This is a genomic window from Cellulomonas sp. zg-ZUI22 (assembly GCF_017353535.1).
Classification (GTDB): Bacteria; Actinomycetota; Actinomycetes; order Actinomycetales; family Cellulomonadaceae; genus Cellulomonas; species Cellulomonas wangleii.
In genome coordinates this window covers 507,053-524,777 of sequence record NZ_JAFMUZ010000001.1, presented here as the reverse complement: position 1 = coordinate 524,777, position 17,725 = coordinate 507,053, and the positions used below count along the sequence as shown (strand labels likewise).

General features: G+C 77.1%; 18 protein-coding genes. 3 read left to right on the top strand and 15 right to left on the bottom strand.

Going from position 1 to position 17,725, the window contains the following annotated elements; genetic code table 11:
* Positions 1-24 precede the first annotated feature (24 nt).
* From J1G43_RS02465 to pdhA, 6 genes are all read right to left on the bottom strand, one after another.
* Entirely contained in the window at positions 25-2,058 is a 2,034-nt protein-coding gene (locus tag J1G43_RS02465; RefSeq protein WP_207369827.1) for a cytochrome c oxidase assembly protein, read from the bottom strand.
* 67 nt (positions 2,059-2,125) lie between these two features.
* Positions 2,126-2,824 carry a copper resistance CopC family protein gene (locus J1G43_RS02460; protein WP_207377887.1) on the bottom strand — a complete coding sequence of 233 codons (699 nt, stop codon included), beginning with the start codon at positions 2,822-2,824 and terminating at the stop codon, positions 2,126-2,128.
* Positions 2,825-2,901: 77 nt separating this feature from the next.
* Positions 2,902-3,705 (bottom strand): hypothetical protein, encoded by an 804-nt coding sequence (locus J1G43_RS02455; RefSeq protein WP_207377886.1) that lies wholly within the window; start codon positions 3,703-3,705, stop codon positions 2,902-2,904.
* Positions 3,706-3,829: 124 nt separating this feature from the next.
* The gene (locus J1G43_RS02450) at positions 3,830-5,401 is read right to left on the bottom strand and encodes a dihydrolipoamide acetyltransferase family protein (RefSeq protein WP_207377885.1); all 1,572 of its coding nucleotides are present in this window, start codon (positions 5,399-5,401) and stop codon (positions 3,830-3,832) included.
* Positions 5,402-5,418: 17 nt separating this feature from the next.
* Positions 5,419-6,492, bottom strand: coding sequence for an alpha-ketoacid dehydrogenase subunit beta (locus tag J1G43_RS02445; protein ID WP_372434860.1), 1,074 nt, complete (start codon positions 6,490-6,492; stop codon positions 5,419-5,421).
* Complete coding sequence (gene pdhA / locus J1G43_RS02440; protein WP_207339759.1) at positions 6,489-7,652, bottom strand: pyruvate dehydrogenase (acetyl-transferring) E1 component subunit alpha; 1,164 nt, start codon at positions 7,650-7,652, stop codon at positions 6,489-6,491. Before pdhA ends, J1G43_RS02445 begins: the two co-directional genes overlap by 4 nt.
* A 243-nt stretch (positions 7,653-7,895) precedes the next feature.
* Here pdhA and J1G43_RS02435 point away from each other — a divergent pair, with 243 nt between their 5' ends.
* Together J1G43_RS02435 and J1G43_RS02430 are read left to right on the top strand one after the other, a co-directional pair.
* The gene (locus J1G43_RS02435; RefSeq protein WP_307859454.1) at positions 7,896-8,420 is read left to right on the top strand and encodes a DUF2243 domain-containing protein; all 525 of its coding nucleotides are present in this window, start codon (positions 7,896-7,898) and stop codon (positions 8,418-8,420) included.
* Positions 8,417-9,346 carry a cytochrome c oxidase assembly protein gene (locus J1G43_RS02430; protein WP_207377884.1) on the top strand — a complete coding sequence of 310 codons (930 nt, stop codon included), beginning with the start codon at positions 8,417-8,419 and terminating at the stop codon, positions 9,344-9,346. The genes J1G43_RS02435 and J1G43_RS02430 overlap by 4 nt, the downstream gene beginning before the upstream one ends.
* Here J1G43_RS02430 and J1G43_RS02425 read toward each other — a convergent pair.
* Positions 9,282-9,596 (bottom strand): DUF805 domain-containing protein, encoded by a 315-nt coding sequence (locus J1G43_RS02425; RefSeq protein ID WP_207339761.1) that lies wholly within the window; start codon positions 9,594-9,596, stop codon positions 9,282-9,284. The genes J1G43_RS02430 and J1G43_RS02425 overlap by 65 nt on opposite strands.
* Before the next feature lie 55 nt (positions 9,597-9,651).
* Positions 9,652-10,731, bottom strand: a complete 1,080-nt coding sequence (gene hisC / locus J1G43_RS02420) for a histidinol-phosphate transaminase (protein WP_207377883.1) — start codon at positions 10,729-10,731, stop codon at positions 9,652-9,654.
* A 166-nt stretch (positions 10,732-10,897) separates the two neighbouring features.
* Between hisC and J1G43_RS02415 the strand changes: the two genes are divergently transcribed.
* A complete protein-coding gene (locus J1G43_RS02415; protein WP_207339763.1) occupies positions 10,898-11,278 on the top strand; it encodes a phage holin family protein in 381 nt (126 codons plus the stop codon).
* Here the strand turns inward: J1G43_RS02415 and J1G43_RS02410 are convergent.
* The 7 genes from J1G43_RS02410 to J1G43_RS02380 form a co-directional block, all read right to left on the bottom strand.
* Positions 11,235-12,884 carry a hypothetical protein gene (locus J1G43_RS02410; RefSeq protein WP_207377882.1) on the bottom strand — a complete coding sequence of 550 codons (1,650 nt, stop codon included), beginning with the start codon at positions 12,882-12,884 and terminating at the stop codon, positions 11,235-11,237. The two genes, J1G43_RS02415 and J1G43_RS02410, sit on opposite strands and share 44 nt — an antisense overlap.
* Positions 12,875-13,162 carry a hypothetical protein gene (locus tag J1G43_RS02405; protein ID WP_207339765.1) on the bottom strand — a complete coding sequence of 96 codons (288 nt, stop codon included), beginning with the start codon at positions 13,160-13,162 and terminating at the stop codon, positions 12,875-12,877. The genes J1G43_RS02410 and J1G43_RS02405 overlap by 10 nt, the downstream gene beginning before the upstream one ends.
* A gap of 139 nt (positions 13,163-13,301) precedes the next feature.
* Complete coding sequence (locus tag J1G43_RS02400) at positions 13,302-13,940, bottom strand: hypothetical protein (protein ID WP_207377881.1); 639 nt, start codon at positions 13,938-13,940, stop codon at positions 13,302-13,304.
* Positions 13,937-15,220 (bottom strand): DUF58 domain-containing protein, encoded by a 1,284-nt coding sequence (locus J1G43_RS02395; protein WP_249670655.1) that lies wholly within the window; start codon positions 15,218-15,220, stop codon positions 13,937-13,939. Before J1G43_RS02395 ends, J1G43_RS02400 begins: the two co-directional genes overlap by 4 nt.
* Before the next feature lie 92 nt (positions 15,221-15,312).
* Positions 15,313-16,293, bottom strand: coding sequence for a MoxR family ATPase (locus J1G43_RS02390; protein ID WP_207377879.1), 981 nt, complete (start codon positions 16,291-16,293; stop codon positions 15,313-15,315).
* Positions 16,290-16,856, bottom strand: coding sequence for a hypothetical protein (locus J1G43_RS02385; protein ID WP_207377878.1), 567 nt, complete (start codon positions 16,854-16,856; stop codon positions 16,290-16,292). The genes J1G43_RS02390 and J1G43_RS02385 overlap by 4 nt, the downstream gene beginning before the upstream one ends.
* Complete coding sequence (locus J1G43_RS02380; protein WP_207377877.1) at positions 16,853-17,623, bottom strand: DUF4129 domain-containing protein; 771 nt, start codon at positions 17,621-17,623, stop codon at positions 16,853-16,855. The genes J1G43_RS02385 and J1G43_RS02380 overlap by 4 nt, the downstream gene beginning before the upstream one ends.
* Positions 17,624-17,725 lie beyond the last annotated feature (102 nt).

The following is a 17,725-nucleotide window of genomic DNA, read 5'->3' as shown; positions in this document are numbered from 1 at the left end:
CGGCGACGAGCCGCGGGGCACGGCCTAGCGGCGGGCGTCGTCCTCGGCCATGCGCGCGAGCATCGCGTTGTACCGGTCCATCTCGTCGTCGCCGTCCCTGTCCACCCGCCGGTCGCGGCGACGGGCCGTGCGCTCGTCGTCACGCGTCCACTGCACGGCCACGACCACCGCGAGCGCCAGCGTCGGGATCTCCCCGATGCCCCACGCGACGGACCCGCCGATCTGCTGGTCGCGGATGGCCGAGACCCCCCACGGGCGACCCGTCAGGCCGAACCAGTCCGCCACCAGCAGCCCTTCGCCGCCGACCAGCGCGACGCCGAAGAACGCGTGGAACGCCATGGTCGCGAACAGCAGCAGCAGGCGCATGGGGTACGGCGGGCGGGTGGGGCCGGGGTCCACGCCGGCGAGCGCGTTGACGAACAGGTACCCGGCGAGCGTGAAGTGCACGATCATCGCCAGGTGCCCCACCGGGGAGCGCAGCGACCACTCGAACAGGCCCGAGTAGTAGAAGAGGACCATCGAGCCGGCGAAGTTCACGGCGGCCACCACGGGGTGGGCGAAGAACCGGCCGACGTGGCTGTGGACGAGGGTGAGCACCCACTCGCGCGGGCCGCGCGAGGCGTCGTCCCGCAGCACGGCCGCCCGGGCAGGCACGGCGCGCAGCAGCAGGGTCACGGGTGCCGACAGCGCCACGAACAGCGGCACCACCATGACGAGCACCATGTGCTGGATCATGTGCGCGCTGAACAGCACGTGCCCGTAGACGGACGGCCCGCCGGACGTCGTCCAGGCGAAGAGCAGCATGCCGGTGACCCACGACGCCGTGCGCACCCAGGACCAGGAGTCGCCGCGCCGCCGCAGGCGGCGCACCCAGCGCAGGTACACGACGATCCCGGCGGCCGCCGCGCACGCCATGAGCACGTCCCAGCGCCACTCGGTGAGCCAGCGCAGGGCCGTGGGCTCCGGCGGCAGGGCGTGACCCGTGAGGACGTAGGCGGGGGACGTGTCCGTCACCGGTGCGTCGGGCACCGGCGGCGGGGACGAGCCCAGCGCCACCGCGACGCCCGAGACCGCCCCCATGACCGCGAGCTCGACCAGCACCACGCGCCAGAACAGCAGCCCGCCACGGGGGCCGGCCAGGCGCGGGACGGTCGCACGGCGGTGCGCCAGGCCCAGCAGCGCCAGGGCCGCGAACAGTGCGATCTTCACCAGCAGCAGCACACCGTAGCGGGTCTGCAGGCCCTCCCAGCCGCCGAGGCGCAGCACGCTGTTGACGACGCCCGAGACGGCGACACCCGCGACGCACCACCCGGCCACCACCGAGAAGCGCGAGACGGCGGGCACCACGTCGGCGCCCAGGCGTCGGACCAGCACCGCCAGGGCGGCGAGCGCGCCGATCCAGACCGCCGCGCTGACCAGGTGCAGCACCATCGCGGACGTCGCCAGGTCGTGGCTCGCGGCGCCGGCGGCGTGGCCGGTCTGGCCCAGCTGCCACAGCGCGACCAGCGACAGGGCGGCGGTCCAGGCGGCGCCCGTGGGCGTGGCGACGACCAGGGACAGCGCGGTCACCACCGCGGCGACGGTCGTCACCGACAGCAGCGTGCGGCCCAGGTCGATCTGCGTGACGAACAGCGCGAGCTCGTCACCGAACGACGGGGCCGTGGGCGGCACCCCCGCGACGGACGCGTACGCGAGCACCAGGTGCACGACCGACAGCACGGTCCACGCGCCGGCGGCGACGCCGGCGAGCACGAGGCTGCGGGGGTAGGCCGAGCCGTCGGCGGCGGCCCGGTCGGACCCGGGGGTGCGGGCGGGCGCGGACGTGCGGCGCGGCAGCACGCACACGGCCAGCAGCAGCGCGCCGACCGTCAGGGACGCGGCCAGCTCGGTGAGCGTCTCGACGACGGGCAGGCCCCAGCGCACCACGGCGCCGGGGTCCCCGACGAGGACCGCCGCCGCGCTCCCGGTGAGGGCCACCCCCGCGAGCACCGCGACGACGCCGGTCGCCGCGAGCACGCCGAGGGCACCACGCGGCACCGGGTTCACGCGCTCCTCCACGCCGACAGCCTAGGCCGGTTCCCGGGGCATCCCGGGCGGCGGTCGTCGCCCCCGCGACGCGGGCGCGTCAGCGCTCGGACGGCCCGTCCGCGTCCGTCGACCCCGGGCCGTCGGACGTCGCCGCGCGGCGGCGGGCGGCGAGGGCGGCACCACCACCGGCCAGCGCGGCCAGCACCCCGACCGCGAGCACGACCCACACCCAGGCCGGGACGCCCTCGTCGTCGGCGAGCGCCACGGGCGGAGTGGCCGTGGCGGTGAACACGTCGGTCGGCTCGTCCGCGGCGGGCTCCTCCGGCGTGGGCGTCGCGTCCGCGGCACCCTCGGTCGGCGCCGGGTCGGCGGGCGCCGGCTCGAGGACCGGCGACGCGGCCGTCGCCGTGAACCCGAAGGTCCCCGACAGCGGGTGCCCGTCGGCGGACGTCACACGCCAGTCCACGGTGTACGCACCGGCGGGCAGCGTCTCGACGAGCGGCTGGACCACCGAGGAGTCGACCAGCCGCACCGGGCCGTCGCTGACGACGACCCCGTCCGGGGCGGTCACCACGACCTGCGTGCCCAGCTCCATCGCCGGCTGGTCGAAGGTCAGCGTGACCTGCGCAGGCGCGGCCGGGACCGTCGAGCCGTCCGCCGGGTCCGTGGACCGCAGGGTGTTGTGCGCCTCGGCGGGCGACGCCGCCAGCACGGCGAGGACGAGCGCGAGGACGAGGGCGAGGACGGCGGGCCGCCACCCTGCACGCGCGGCGGGGGCCGGGACGACGGACGGCACGGGGACCACCTCTCCTGCGGGGACGACAGCGCCCCGATCCCATCACGGACGCCCGGCCCCCGACGAACCCGCCCGTCTCACGCGGCGAGCGGCGGCCGGCCCGACCCCGACGGGAGCGCCCCCGGCGGCCGTCGTCGACGGCCGGGCACCAGCAGCACCGACCCGGCGAGCGCCGCCGTCAGCGCCGCGCCCGCCGCGACCGCGACCGCACGGGGGGCCGGTGCGGGCGACCGCACAGCGGGAGGGGCGGGCTCGGGTGCGACGGGTGGACCACCGGCCGCCCGGGCACGGTCGGCGGCCGCGACGAGGCCCGCCACGACGTGGGGTGCGTGCGGGTCGTCCGGGTCCATGCCCGCCGCGGCGAGCGTGGGACCGTCGAGCCCTGCCGCGACGAGGGCGTCGAGGTCCGTGCCGGCCGCGCGCACGGCGTCGAGGTCGATGCCGGCCGCCAGCAGGGGGGTCAGGTCGACGGCCGCACCGGGCGCGTCACCGTGGGCCGCGTGACCCGCGGCCCGGACGGTCCCGGCGTCCGCGACGGGCTCGGCGAGCAGCGCGAGGACGGGGTGCAGCGCGACCGCCAGGCCCGCGGCGGCGAGGGCGGCGGCCGCGCGGGCGACCGGCGACGGCGCGGCGCCCCGGCTCGCGGCGTCCGGCGTCGCGGCGGGCGCACCGGCCCGCACGAGCAGGCTGCGCGCGGCGAGCACCCCGGTGACCAGCACGAGCGAGCCCACCGCGGCCAGCACGGCGGGCCCGGGCACGTGCCCACCGGCCAGGCAGTGGCCGACCACGCCCCCGGCGAGCACGGCGGCGGTCAGGCCGGCCCCGCGGACGAGCGCCTGCGGGCTGCGGCCCGCGGCGAGCGTCGTCTCGTCGGCCGGCACCCGCAGAACATCACGCGCGACCGCGGCACGATCCAGTCACCGAATCGTTTCGTCACCCACCGACGGTGACGGGACGACCACGACGGGACCACTCACCGCCGGCCGCCGGCCCTGCCGCTGCCCGTCAGCCCCAGACCAGCGCCTGCGCGGGGTCGGCCAGCACCGCGGCGACGTCGGCCAGCACGCGGCTGCCCAGCTCACCGTCGACGAGCCGGTGGTCGAAGCTCAGGGCCAGCTGCGTCACGTTCCGGGGCTTGACCTTGCCCTTGTGCACCCACGGCTGCTGCCGGATCGCCCCGAAGGCGAGGATCGCCGACTCCCCCGGGTTGAGGATGGGCGTGCCGGTGTCGATGCCGAAGACCCCGACGTTGGTGATCGTGATGGTGCCGTCGGACATGTCGGCCGGGGACGCGCGGCCCGCGCGCGCCGTCGCGGTCAGCTCGCCCAGCCCGCGGGCCAGGCTCAGCAGGTCCAGCCGGTGCGCGTCCTTGATGTTGGGCACCACCAGGCCCCGCGGTGTCGTGGCCGCGATGCCGAGGTTCACGTAGTGCTTGTAGACGATCTCCTGCTGCGCCTCGCCCCACGACGCGTTGATCTCCGGGTGCCGGTCGACCGCCAGCAGCAGCGCCTTCGCCGCGATGAGCAGCGGGGTCACGCGCACGTCGGCGAACTCCCGGTCGGAGCGCAGGCGCTCGACCAGCTTCATGGTCCGCGTGACGTCGACGGTGTGGAACACGGTCACGTGCGGGGCGCTGAACGCGCTGGACACCATCGCCTCGGCGGTCCGCTTGCGCACGGACTTCACCGGCACCCGCGTCTGACGCCCGTCGGGGCTCACGGTGCCGCCCGCCGCCCAGGGGCGGTCGTCGCCGGGGTACGTCGCCAGGGCGCGGCCCTCGGCGCGCACCGCGTGCGCCAGCACGTCCTCACGCGTGACGATGCTGCCCGGGCCCGTCGGGGTGACGGCGTCCAGGTCGACGCCCAGGTCACGGGCCAGCTTGCGCACCGGTGGCTTGGCCAGCGCGTGCTGCGTGCCGTCGGGTCGCGCGGGCGCCTCGGGCCGCGCAGGCGACGCCGCGGGGCGCGCGGGCGCCGCGGCGGACGACGTCGCCCGCGGGGCGGCCGGGGACGACGCGGCCGGCCGTGCACCGTCACCCGCAGACGCACCGGACGCACCGGCGGCGCCCGCGGCCGGCCGGCGAGGGCGTCGCGCCGACCCGCCGTCCGCCACGCCGTACCCGACGAGCACCGCCCCGGACCCGCCACCGGCCGCGGGCGCACCGCTCGCCGGTCCGTCGGCGCCGACGGGCGCCTGCAGCTCGTCGCGTGCCGCCCCGACCTCGTCCGCACCGCCGGGCTCTGCCGACGACCGGCTCGGGTGCGGGTGGTGGGCGCGCGCGCCGTCCGCACGGGCGTCGCCCTTCCCCACCGGCTCCGGCGCCGCGCCGTCCGGGTCCACGTCCACCTCGATGATCGGCGTGCCGACCTCGACCGTCGTCCCCGTGTCGACCAGCAGCCGCGTCACGACGCCCGTCCACGGGCACGGCAGGTCGACCAGCGACTTGGCCGTCTCGATCTCGACGATCGTCTGGTTGACCTCGACACGGTCGCCGACGGCGACGTGCCACGTGACGATCTCGGCCTCGGTGAGGCCCTCACCGGCGTCGGGCAGGGGGAACTGCTGGTACGTGGGCACGCGGGGTCTCCGGGGGGTCAGAACGCGAGGGTGCGGTCGACGGCGTCGAGCAGCCGGTCGAGCCCGGGCAGGTAGTCGTGCTCGATCTTGGAGACCGGGTACGGGGTGTGGAACCCGCCGACGCGCAGCACAGGGGCCTGCAGGTGGTAGAAGCACTCCTCGGTGATGCGGGCCGCGACCTCGGCGCCGGACCCGTAGAGCACGGGCGCCTCGTGCACGACGACGCAGCGGCCCGTGCGGCGCACCGACGCGGCGATCGTGGCGGTGTCCAGCGGGGAGATGGTCCGCAGGTCGACGACCTCGACGCTCGTGCCGTCGGCCGCGGCGGCCTCGGCGGCCTTCAGCGCGGTGGCCACGGTCGGCCCGTAGGCGACGACCGTGACGTCCGTGCCCGGGCGCACCACGCGCGCGTGGTCGAGGTCGGCCGGGCTGCCGTGCGGTGCCGGCAGCGGCGCGTCGAGGTCGACGTCGCCCTTCTCCCAGTACCGGCCCTTGGGCTCGAAGAAGATCACGGGGTCGGGCGACGCGACGGCCTGCTGGATCATCGTGAACGCGTCGGCGGCCGTCGCCGGCGACACGACGCGCAGGCCGGGCGTGTGCGCGAACAGCGCCTCGGGCGACTCGCTGTGGTGCTCGATGGCGCCGATGCCGCCGCCGTAGGGGATGCGGATGACCACGGGCAGCCTCAGACGTCCCTGCGAGCGGTAGTGCATCTTGGCCAGCTGCGTCGTGATCTGGTCGAACGCCGGGAAGACGAACCCGTCGAACTGGATCTCGCACACCGGCCGGTACCCGCGCAGCGCCAGGCCGATCGCGGTGCCGACGATGCCGGACTCCGCCAGCGGCGTGTCCACGACGCGGTCCTCGCCGAACTCCGCGAACAGCCCGTCGGTGACGCGGAAGACCCCGCCGAGCCGGCCGATGTCCTCCCCCATGAGCAGCGCGCGCGGGTCGTTCGCCAGCGCGCGCCGCAGGCCGAGGTTGAGCGCCTTGGCCATCGGCAGGCGCTGCGTGCCGGTCGGGAACGGCGCCGCGGCGGGTGCCGGCGGCAGGTCGGTCGTCGGTGCGGTGCGCTCGCCCGTCACGGTCATCGGTGTCCCCCTGCCGTCTCGCGGCCGTCGTGGTCCACGAACGACTGCTCGTACTGCGTGAACCACGCCCGCTCGGCGTCGACGACGGCGTGCGGCGTGGCGTAGACGTGCTCGAACATGCTGTGCGACGACGGGTGGCCCATCGCGCGGACGGTGGTGCGGATGTGCTCGCCGAACGCGTCGGACTCCGCCGCGAGCTGCGCCTGGAAGACCTCCGGCAGCTCGCCGGTGCGGTCCAGGTGCACCCGCAGCCGCTCGATCGGGTCGCGGCGGCGCCAGTGCTCCTCCTGCTCCGACGTGCGGTAGCGGGTCGGGTCGTCCGACGTGGTGTGGGCGCCCATGCGGTACGTGAAGGCCTCGACGAACGTCGGCCCGCCGCCGCTGCGGGCGCGCTCGAGCGCCTGGCGGGTCACGGCGTACGACGCGAGCACGTCGTTGCCGTCGACGCGCACGGACGGGATGCCGAAGCCCGGTGCGCGGTCGGCGAGAGGTACGCGCGCCTGGCGCGTCGTCGGCTCCGAGATCGCGAACTGGTTGTTCTGGCAGAACAGGACGACCGGCGCCTGGTTGACCGACGCGAAGACGAGGGCCTCGCTGACGTCGCCCTGCGCGGTGGCACCGTCGCCGAAGTAGGTGACGACGGCGGTGTCGCGCGTCGGGTCGCCCGTGCCGACGAGGCCGTCGCGCTGCACGCCCATCGCGTACCCGGTCGCGTGCAGCGTGTGCGAGCCGATGACCAGGGTGAACAGGTGGAATCCGTGCGCTGCCGGGTCCCACCCGCCGTGGTCGACGCCGCGGAACAGCCGCAGCAGGTCGGTCATCTCCAGGCCGCGGACGTGCGCGACGCCGTGCTCGCGGTACGACGGGAACACGTGGTCCTGCGGCGCGAGCGCGTGGCCCGAGCCGACCTGGGCCGCCTCCTGGCCGAGCGACTGCGCCCACAGGCCCAGCTCCCCCTGCCGCTGCAGGGACGTCGCCTCGGTGTCGAACCGCCGGGTGAGCACCATGTCGCGGTACATCGCACGCAGGCGGTCGGCGTCGAGGTCGGCGGCCCACCCGTCGTACTCGGGGTGGTGCACGCGCTCGCCGGTCGGGGTGAGCAGCTGGACGAGGCCCTCGTCGGTGAGAGGGCCCTCGGCCGCGGGAACGGTCGTGCTCACGCGGTTCTCCTTCGCCTGGGGTGCGAACCTACGTCAGCGTAGGCTACGGATGCGTAGGTTCCGCCGGGGAGGTCCCGACAACACTGGTGCGACGTGTTTGTCGGATCCCCACACCCCTCGCAGCCTGCCCGAGCCGCGGCCGGGCGTGCACGGCGACACCCCGAGCACGCCCGACCCCGCACCGGTGGCGGGCTCGCGTGCGATCGGCCACCCTCGGGGCTGTCGACCACCCCGGGAGGTGCCGTGGCCCCTGACCTCGCCGCCCCTGCGGCGCGCCGCCGCTCGGCCGCCGCCGCGGCGCTCGTCGGCGCCGGCGTCATGGCGGCGGTCGACGAGATCGTGTTCCACCAGGTGCTCGCCTGGCACCACTTCTACGACCGCGGCACCCCGGACCTGGCGCTGCTGTCCGACGGGCTGCTGCACGCCGCCGAGCTCCTCGCGCTGGTCGCCGGGTTCTTCCTGCTCGGTGACCTGCGACGACGCGGTGCGCTGGTCGTGCAGGCGGCGTGGGCCGGCTTCCTGCTCGGCGCCGGCGGGTTCCAGCTGTTCGACGCGCTCGTCGACCACAAGCTGCTGCGGGTGCACCAGATCCGGTACGGCGTCGACCTGCTCCCGTACGACGTGGCGTGGACCGCGAGCGCCGTCGTCCTGCTGCTGGCAGGCGCCGCGGTGTGGGTGTCCGCCCGGCGCGCGGCACCGGACGGCGCGTCCGGGACCGGGTCCTCCGACGGCACGACGGGAGGCAGGACACCGGGGCCGGACGCATGACACCGGGCGCGCTCGGCACCTCCCCGGCGTCGGCCGTCCTCGCGCACGCGGGGCACGACACCGCCGCGGCCGCCTGGGGGCCGGACGCCGTGGCCGCCGCCCTGCTCGCCGCCGCCCTCGTCGCCGGGTACGTGCTGGCCGCCCGGCGGCACGGCCGCCGCGTGCTGCGACCGTGGCCGGTGCACCGCACGGTCGCCTGGGTGACCGGGTGCGCGCTGGTGGCGGTGGCGCTGTCCCCCGTGCTCGCGGTCGTGCCCGGGGACGCGAGCCGGCACATGGTGCAGCACCTGCTGCTCGGCATGCTCGCTCCCCTGGCGCTCGTGCTGGCGGCACCCGTGACGCTGCTGCTGCGCGTGACGACGCCCGGGGTGCGACGCGTCGTGGGGGGCGTGCTCGCGGCGCGGCCGGTGCACGTCCTGTCGCACCCGGTGACGGCGGCCGTGCTGCACGTCGGCGGCGTCGCCGTGCTGTACCTGACGCCCCTGTACGCCCTGACCACCCGGTCCGCCGCGGCCCACGTCGCCGTGCACGTGCACTTCCTCGCTGCGGGGTACCTGTTCGCGTGGGCGCTCGCGGGGCCGGACCCGGCACCGCGCCGCCCCGGGACCGCGACGCGGCTCGTGGTCCTGGTGCTCGCCGGGGGCGCGCACGCCGCGCTCGCCAAGCTGCTGTACGCGCACGCGGACCGGCTGCCGCCCGGAGCCGTGCACGCGCCGGGCGACGTCGAGGCCGCGGCGCAGTGGATGTACTACGGCGGGGACGTCGCCGAGGTGCTGCTGGCGGTGGCCGTGCTGGCCGCCTGGTACCGCGCCGGTGCGCGACGGGGGTCGGGCACGGGTCAGCGGGTCACGGGTGAGGGGGTCACGGCTCGTAGCGCGCCAGCGACCGCAGCCGCTCGTTCTCCCGGAGCACCGGCCACCGGCTGAAGGCGAACACCAGGAACATCACGACGTTGAGCACGGGGACCAGACCCACCAGCACCCACCAGCCGGAGTACCCGGCCTTCTGGATGATCCGCACGTAGGCGACCAGCATCACCACGTACACGGCGATGAGGACGGCCAGCCCGACACCGCCCGCGAGCCAGTCGGTCCACTCGGTCGCGGTCTCGGTCGCGGTCTCGGTGACGTCCGATGTGTCGATGGCCGTCGGTACCCCGGTCAGCACCATGTCCATGCCTCCCATGGTGCTCCCGGCACCGGGGGACGGCGAGGGGAACGCCGTGCGCCCGTCAGCGGGGTGCGTGCGCCTGCGCCACCTCGAGGAAGATGTCGGTCGCCTCGCGCTCCCCCACGCTCACCCGGACCCCGTCACCGGCGAAAGGCCGGACCAGCACGCCGGCGCGCGCGCAGCGCTCCGCGAAGGTGACGGCCCGGTCGCCCAGCGCGAGCCAGACGAAGTTGGCCTGGCTGTCGGGCACCGCCCAGCCCTGCGCACGCAGACCCTCGAGCATCCGGGTGCGCTCGGCGACGACCGCCTCGACCCGCACGAGGAGCTCCTGCTCCGCACGCAGCGACGCGATCGCGGCGAGCTGGGCGACGTGCGAGACCCCGAAGGGCGTCGACGCCGTCCGGATCGCCGCGGCCAGCCGGGGGCGCGCCACGGCGTACCCGACGCGCAGCCCCGCCAGCCCGTACGCCTTGGAGAACGTGCGCAGCAGCACGACGTTGGGGTGCTCGGCGAACAGGGCGAGCGCGTCGGGTGCCTGCGGGTCCCGCACGAACTCGACGTACGCCTCGTCGAGCACGACGAGGACGTCGCGCGGGACGGCGGCGAGGAAGTCCCGCAGCTCGGCGTCGCGCACGGCGGGGCCGGTGGGGTTGTTGGGCGTGCAGACCAGCACGACGCGGGTGCGGTCGGTGACCGCGGCCGCCATCGCCGGCAGGTCGAGACGCCCGTCGGCGAGCACGGGGACGCGCACCTGCTCCGCGTGCGCGAGCGTCACCGCGATCGGGTACGCCTCGAACGACCGCCACGGCAGCACGACCTGGTCGCCCGCCTCGCACACCGCGGTGAGGACGTGACCCAGCACGGCCACCGACCCGGTCCCGGCGACGACGGACTCCGGCACCACCGCGAGGCGGTGGGCGATCCCCTCGGTCAGCTCCGTGGCGTACATGTCCGGGTACCGGTTGACGTCGACGGCGGCGTCCGCGACGGCGGCGACCACGGACGGCAGCGGCGGGTACGGGTTCTCGTTGGACGACAGCTTGTACGCGGCGGCGCCGACCGCGGCACGGGCGCCCGGCACGTACGCGGGCAGGTCGGCGAGGGCACGACGGAGGGGGACGCGGCTCACGTCGGTCAGCATGCCACCGCCGCCGGCGGGCCGCGCCGTGCTCCGCGGAGTGACCCGACCGGTCTCCGAGCGCGGAGGGCGACCTGCCGGCCGCCCTCGAAGGACGTGCCTGCCGGCGCGACGCGCCGCACGGCCGCGCCGACCTGTGGAAACACACGACAAGGTGCACCATCGGAGCATGGGATTCGTCGTCCGCGTGCTCATCAACGGGGTGGCCATCTGGTTGGCCACCCTGATCCTGCCCGGCCTGGTGATCGTCGGTGGCGAGACGACGACCCAGACCGTCGGGATCATCCTGGCCGTGGCGCTCGTCTTCGGGATCGTCAACGCGATCGTCAAGCCGGTCGTCGCACTCCTGTCGTTGCCGCTGTACATCCTCACGCTGGGCCTGTTCACCCTCGTCGTGAACGCCCTCATGCTGCTGCTCACCGAGTGGATCACCGAGCAGACGTCGTGGGGGCTGCGGATCAACGACTTCGGCACCGCCGTGCTCGGTGCGCTGATCATCTCCATCGTCAGCTTCGTCCTGTCGTCGATGACGTCGTCGGACCGGGACTGACGGCACCGCCGGCGCCCGCCCCGAGCGCGTCCCGCGTGAGCAGGCCAGGGGCGGGCGGCGGCCAGGCGGCCGGCTCCCCGAACGTGCCGTCGGGCGGGGCGGGCGGCGCCGGGCGCATCACCGCCGGGACCGGCAGCCCGCCGGGGGTCGCCGGGACCACGGGCGACCCCGTCGTGACGGTGACCTGGGACGTCGTCGCGCCTGCCGGGGTGTCCCCCAGCACCTCCGCGAGCGCCCGACGCACCGGGTCGCCCACCGGGGCGTCCGCCAGTGCCTGGTCGACCAGGGCGCCCGTGCGCACGTAGCCGGCCACGGCGTGCGCCTCGCTGAACGACGGCCGCACCGGCCCGCCCGTGGCCGCCAGGTCCCGCACCACGGACAGCGTCCCGGGCCCGCCGCGCTCCCCCACGCGCCCGTCCAGCAGCGAGACCGCGTCCTCGCGGTGCCGCAGCGTCACGGTGGCCACACCCGGCGGCGGGACGGCGGGCACGTCGGGCGACCCTGCGGTCACGACCAGCCGCACCGCGTACGCGCCGGCCGTGGCGGCGGCGACGTTGGTGGCGACCATGCCGCCCTGGCTGTGACCCACCAGGGCGACGGGCTCGTCGGGGCCGATGCCCGCACCTGCCATCGCCGCGAGCACCGCGCGCGTCATGACGTCCGGCACCCCGCCCTCGAGCGCCAGGTTGGTGCCGTTGTCGGTCGGCACGTCACCCGTGAGCCCCGCGGCCCGCGTGCCGGGCACGGCGACGACCCAGGACCGGCTGCCGTCCGCGTGGTCGAGGCGCTGCAGGGTGACCGTCGCCAGGGGTGTGCCGGGCTCCCCGGTCGCGGTCCCCTCGTCGTACGTGCGTGCCGCGAGGGCCACGAGCCCCTCGACGCCGCGCGGGGCCGGCAGCCGCGGCGGGTCCGTCCGGGACACCAGCCGCACGTCCCGCGCCGGCAGGAGCCCCGCCACCAGGGCCGAGAACCGCCGCACCGGGTCGAGCTGCGGTGCCGACGCCCCGGCGACGGACCCGAGCGCGGCGGCCAGGAGCTGCAGGACGAGCGCGGCGCGGCCGTCCGTGACGATCCGCCGGGGGACGTCCACGAGGTCGGTGAGCTCCGCGAGCGCGTCGCCCGGGGACGTCCGGCCGCCCGGGGCGAGGGCGAGGTCACGCGCCTCGGCGAGCAGCAGGTCACCGACCGCGACCCCCGCGGCGGCCGTCAGCAGCGCCGCCGACCCGAACGGTCCGATGCCGACCGCGAGCCCCAGGGCACCGACGACCCCGGCCCACCGCGCCTGCGCGGCCGTCTCGGCCAGGTCGTACACGGCCGCCGCGTCGGCGGTCCGCGTCGCCAGGTCCCGCACGTCGTCCGCCAGGCCGGCCGGCCCGTGCACCGCGCGCCGCAGCGTCGCCAGCGCGTCACCGAGCGCGTGCGCCTGCGGGAGCAGCGCGGCCAGGTCCCCCGCCCGCCACGCGGCGGACCCGAGACGGATGTCGGCCGTGTCCAGCCGTTCCGCCGCGCCGCGCAGCCGGGCGGCGGCCTCCTGCAGCTCGCCCGGGTCGACCAGGACGTGCCCGCGCCCGTCGAGCGTGAGCGACAGCCCGTCCCTCACCCCCACGACGGCACCACCCCGCGGCCGACGCCGCCCGTCACCAGCGGGGGCAACGGGGCGCACTGCTGCTCCGCGCGCCGCACAGCCGCCAGCAGCCGGTCGACGTCGTCGAGCGCTGCCAGGCAGGCGCGCACACCCGTGAGCACGGCGGTCCGCCGCGCCTCCGCGGCGTCCGCCGCCGTGCCCGTCCACGTGACGGCACCGGTCAGCGCCACCACGACCTGGGCGGACGTCAGGTGCGCCCGCACGTCCGCGAGTGCGGACTCGATGACCGTCGTCGACATGCCGCGACGCTAGGGCGCGACGCAGGCGGCACCCGGGACGGGCGACAGGTCCGGGGACGGACGCGCCGTGCGCGGGAGCTGGGGTCGGGTCGGTGCCCGCCCGTGGTCCGGCGGGGCCGTCCGACGACGCGCCGCGCCCCTACGCGTCCGGCTGGCCCCGCCACCACGGCCGTACCGGCCGGATCATCACGGCCGCGGCCAGCCCGGCGACCGCGAGCATCCCGACCACGCGCCAGCCCCCACCCGCGGCACCCCCGGCCCCCGCCGCCGCGCCGGCGAGCAGCGCCAGCGCCTGCGCACCGACCTGCACGGCCACCGCCGCCCGCAGGTCGTCCGTGAGGACAGCCACCTCGATCCGCCCCCGCCACCCGACCCGGGCGACGACGGCGGCGAGCCGCAGCACCACGTGCAGCGCCAGCACGAGCACCGCCAGCACCAGCGGCGACGCCGGGTCGGCCAGCAGCACCCGCACCCCCACGGCCAGCACGAGGAGCGCCGTCACCGGCACGCGCGGCACCACCGCGGGCGCGAGCGCCACCACCACCAGCAGCGTGAGCACCCAGGAGGGCACCACCCCGCCGGGCATCGTGCCCGCGACGAGCGCGGCGACCACCGCGGCCAGCGCGAGCACGGCCCGGACGGCGACGGCCGGCACGCTGGGCCCCGTCCGCACGGTGACCTCGGGCGGTTCGCCCCGCCCGCGCGGCGCGCGCGCCGTCGGGCCGATGCGGTCCAGCACCCACGCCCCGAACCCCTCGGAGCCGAACCGCGCGCTCACCGCGCCACCCCCGCCCCGGCGCGCCGCTGCGCACGGCGGGCCAGCACCCGCAGCGCGACCGCGGGCTCGTCGCGCCACGTCACCAGCTCGACGTCCTGGTCGGCCAGCTCGGCCATCCGGTCCTCGCGGGTCAGCGTCATCATCCGCAGCGCGAGGCGCTCGCGGTCGTACAGGCCCGACGCCCGCAGGCGCGGCAGCACGTCGACGGCGACCACGCGGTGCCCGGCGGTCCGCCAGCGGGCCGCGACGGCTGCCGACTCGTCGTCCAGGAAGGTGGAGAACACCACGACGAGGGCACCCGACGGCAGCCGCGGCGGCCGCAGCCGTGCCGACGGCTCCCCCTCGGGTGCCGTCAGCGCCAGCGAGTGCCGGATGCGGTCGAGCTGTCGGCGCCCACCGCCGGGGGGCACGGGGCGGCGGCGCACGCCCAGGTCGTCGAGGCCGACACGGTCGCCTGCGGCCAGGTACGCGCGGGCCAGCGACGCGGCGGCCTGCCGTGCGCGGTCCAGCGACGTCGCGTCCTGCGGGCGGGGGGCGACCGACCCGCGCCACGTGCGCGGGTCGGGGCCGACGTCGTCGCGGGAGTCGACGACCAGCACCACGACGGCCTCGGCCTGCGCGTGCTCGCGGCGCACGTACAGCTCGCGCAGGTCGGGCGAGCGGCGGGCGGTCACACGCCAGTCGATGCGGCGCAGCCGGTCGCCGGGCGCCCACGGGTGGACGTCGCGCAGACCACCGCCCTCCCCGGGGCGGCGCGACTCGTGCGGGCCGGTGAGCCCGCGCAGCCGGCTCGGCAGCGGCAGGTCCAGCAGCGGGGTCGTCGCGGGGAGCACCACGGTGCTGCGCGTGACCGGCGGGGTCGGCTCGGCGACCGACGCCCCGTCGGGCCCGACGCCCTGCACGACCGCGGTGGCGACCTCCTGCGGCCCGGTGCGCACGGTGCGGGCCACCACGGGCAGCCGGCGCTCGTCCGCCAGGCGCACCAGCACCTCGGTGCCGGGCCGGCCCTGACGCGTCGTGGTGACGGCGGCCCACCGCGCCGGGCCCTCGAGGCACAGGGTGGCGTGCAGCCCGCCCCCACCGCCGCGCGCGTCGGGGTCGTCGTCGACGTCGCCCGCCTCGAGCCGCGCCCGCAGGGGGCCGGCGGGCCGTCCGTGCAGCGCCCGCGCGGCCAGCACCAGCGGCGCGACGCCCAGCACCGCGGCGTCCGGGCGCCCCGCGAGGACCCCCAGCAGCAGCACGACGAGGCACGCGGCCGACGCCCACGTCGCGGCGCGCACGGGCGTCCACCGCCGCGTCGCGGCGGGGGCCGGGGGCGGCTCCGGGTCCTGCCCCCACGTGGGTGGGCGCGCGGGGGGCGGCTCGGGCAGGCTCACGCGCGGCGGGCGGTCGTCGGCACCGCGACCTGCGCGAGCACCTCCTGCACCACCGTGTCGGGGGCCAGGCCCGCGGCCCACGCCTGCGGCGTGAGGGACAGCCGGTGGGCCAGCGCCGCCGCGGCGACCTCCTTGACGTCCTCGGGCGTGACGTGGTCGCGGCCGTCGAGCACCGCGAGCGCGCGTGCCACCAGCACCAGCGCCTGCGACCCGCGCGGCGACGCCCCGACCTCGACCGCGCGGTGCGTGCGCGTCGCGGCGGCCAGGTCCACGCAGTACGCGAGCACGTCGGGGTCCACGGCGACGGCCTCGACGCCTGCCTGCATGGCCAGCAGCGTCGCGACGTCGACGACCTGCCGCACCGACGCGCCCTCCTGCCGCCGTACCAGGCGCCGGGCCAGCACGTCGACCTCGGCGTCCCGGTCGGGGTACCCGACGGCCAGGCGCACCATGAACCGGTCGAGCTGCGCCTCCGGCAGCGGGTACGTGCCCTCGTACTCGACGGGGTTGGAGGTGGCGACCACGTGGAACGGCGCGGGCAGCACGTGCGTGGTCCCGTCGACGCTCACCTGCCGCTCCGCCATGGCCTCCAGCAGCGCGGACTGCGTCTTGGGGGCGGTGCGGTTGATCTCGTCGGCCAGCAGCAGCCCGGCGAAGACGGGACCGGGACGGAACGTGAACTCGGACGTCGCGGGGTCGTACACCGACGAGCCCGTGACGTCCGACGGCAGCAGGTCCGGCGTGCACTGGATGCGGCGGAAGTCCAGGCCGAGCGCGGTCGCCAGGCTGCGCGCCGCCAGGGTCTTGCCCAGGCCGGGCACGTCCTCGAACAGCACGTGCCCGCCGGCGAGCACCGCGGCGAGCGCCACGCGCAGCGGCCCGCCCATCCCGACGACGGCGGTGGCGACCTCGTCGAGCACGGCACGGCCGCTGCGGGCGACGTCGGCGACGGGCAGCGGCGCGGGGGTCGGCGTCATCGGGGGCTCCTCGGGTCGGGGTCGGGCCGCGCGTCGGCGGCCGGGGGGTCGTGGGGGGCGGCCGTGCGCGACCGGGTGGCACCGAGCCGCTCGAGCACACCGAGCGTGTGCGTCAGGTCCCCGATGGTCGGGGTCGGGTGGCCCCGCCGGGCGAGGGTCCCGTAGGCGCGTCGGCCCAGCAGCCCGGTCAGCGCGTCGGCCTGCCGGTCGTCCGTCAGGTCCAGCCCGTGGCGTGCGACGCGGCGCGCGCCGGCGGCGCGCAGCGGGCGCAGGGCGCGCTCGGTCACGCGGCCGTCCCGCCCGACCATCGACCAGGCCACGTCGAGGACCTCGCCGCGCCCGCCGTCGCGCGCGGCCTGCACGCGGCGGGCCGGACGCGGCTCCGGCAGCGAGTCGACCCGTTGCAGCACCGCCGTCAGGGTCGCGGCCGCCAGGCCGAGCACCAGCGCGGACGACGTCCTCATGCCCAGCGCCCACGCCAGCGCGGCGACGGCGGCGCCGACGACGAGCGGTCGCCAGCCCGCGTCCCACACCGCCCGGACCAGCCGGCGCAGGGCGGTCACGGGGCCGACCCCCGGTCCACCGTGTCCTCGCGACCGGCACCGTCCTCACGACCGGCACCGTCCTCACGCGGGACCAGCCCTTGCCCCACGACCGTCAGCAGGTCGCGGGCGCGCCGCACGTCGTCCGCGTCGACGCCGTGCGTGCCGTACCGCGCGGACAGGTACAGCCGCAGCAGCGCGCGCGTGGCCGTGGGGTCGGCGCGGGTGGCGCCGAGCACGCGCACGGTCAGCTCACCGGCCGTCTCCGCCGGGTCGCGGACCACGCCGGTGCGGGCCGCGGCGGTCTCCACCGCCACCCACGCGCCGATCACGGCGTCCCCGGGCGGCACGTCGTCCTCCAGGGCGCGGCTCGCCACGCGCACCCCTTCGCGCAGGGCGGCCACGGCGGTGTCGCTGAGCTCGTCGTCCGTCTCGTCGCCGGCGGGCACGTCGTCCTCGTCGTCGGCCGGTCGGTCCAGGCGCCAGCCGCGCACCAGGTACCGCAGCACCAGCAGCACCACGACGGCGCCGGCGAGCGCGGCGAGGACCTGCACCGCGCGGACGATCCAGTCGGCCCACTCGAACGCCGGGGCCAGGTCGTCGAGGTCCAGGGGCCTCGGCGGGGGCGAGGAGGTCACCATCTCGATGGACGGCGTGTCGGTGGGCACCGGCACCTCGCCGCCGCGACCCTCCAACGACAGCGGCCCGCTGACCGCGGCCGCAAGCACCGCCAGCACCACCAGCAGGGCGGACAGCGCCGTCACCGCAGCGGTGGAGCGGGTCGGCACCGAGGACCTCCGGGGGTGGGGGTGCCGTCCGACGGTGGACGGCCCGGTCAGGCTAGCCGGTGGCCGTCCCCCGGAGCAGGACCCCGGCGGCCGCGTCGGCGC

Coding starts and splice junctions, on each gene's coding strand:
- J1G43_RS02445 (WP_372434860.1), bottom strand. CDS start 6,492: ATGACCGTGACGGGCGAGCGCACCGCACCGACGACCGACCTGCCGCCG.
- J1G43_RS02430 (WP_207377884.1), top strand. CDS start 8,417: ATGACACCGGGCGCGCTCGGCACCTCCCCGGCGTCGGCCGTCCTCGCG.
- J1G43_RS02425 (WP_207339761.1), bottom strand. CDS start 9,596: ATGGACATGGTGCTGACCGGGGTACCGACGGCCATCGACACATCGGAC.
- hisC (WP_207377883.1), bottom strand. CDS start 10,731: ATGCTGACCGACGTGAGCCGCGTCCCCCTCCGTCGTGCCCTCGCCGAC.
- J1G43_RS02415 (WP_207339763.1), top strand. CDS start 10,898: ATGGGATTCGTCGTCCGCGTGCTCATCAACGGGGTGGCCATCTGGTTG.
- J1G43_RS02405 (WP_207339765.1), bottom strand. CDS start 13,162: ATGTCGACGACGGTCATCGAGTCCGCACTCGCGGACGTGCGGGCGCAC.
- J1G43_RS02390 (WP_207377879.1), bottom strand. CDS start 16,293: ATGACGCCGACCCCCGCGCCGCTGCCCGTCGCCGACGTCGCCCGCAGC.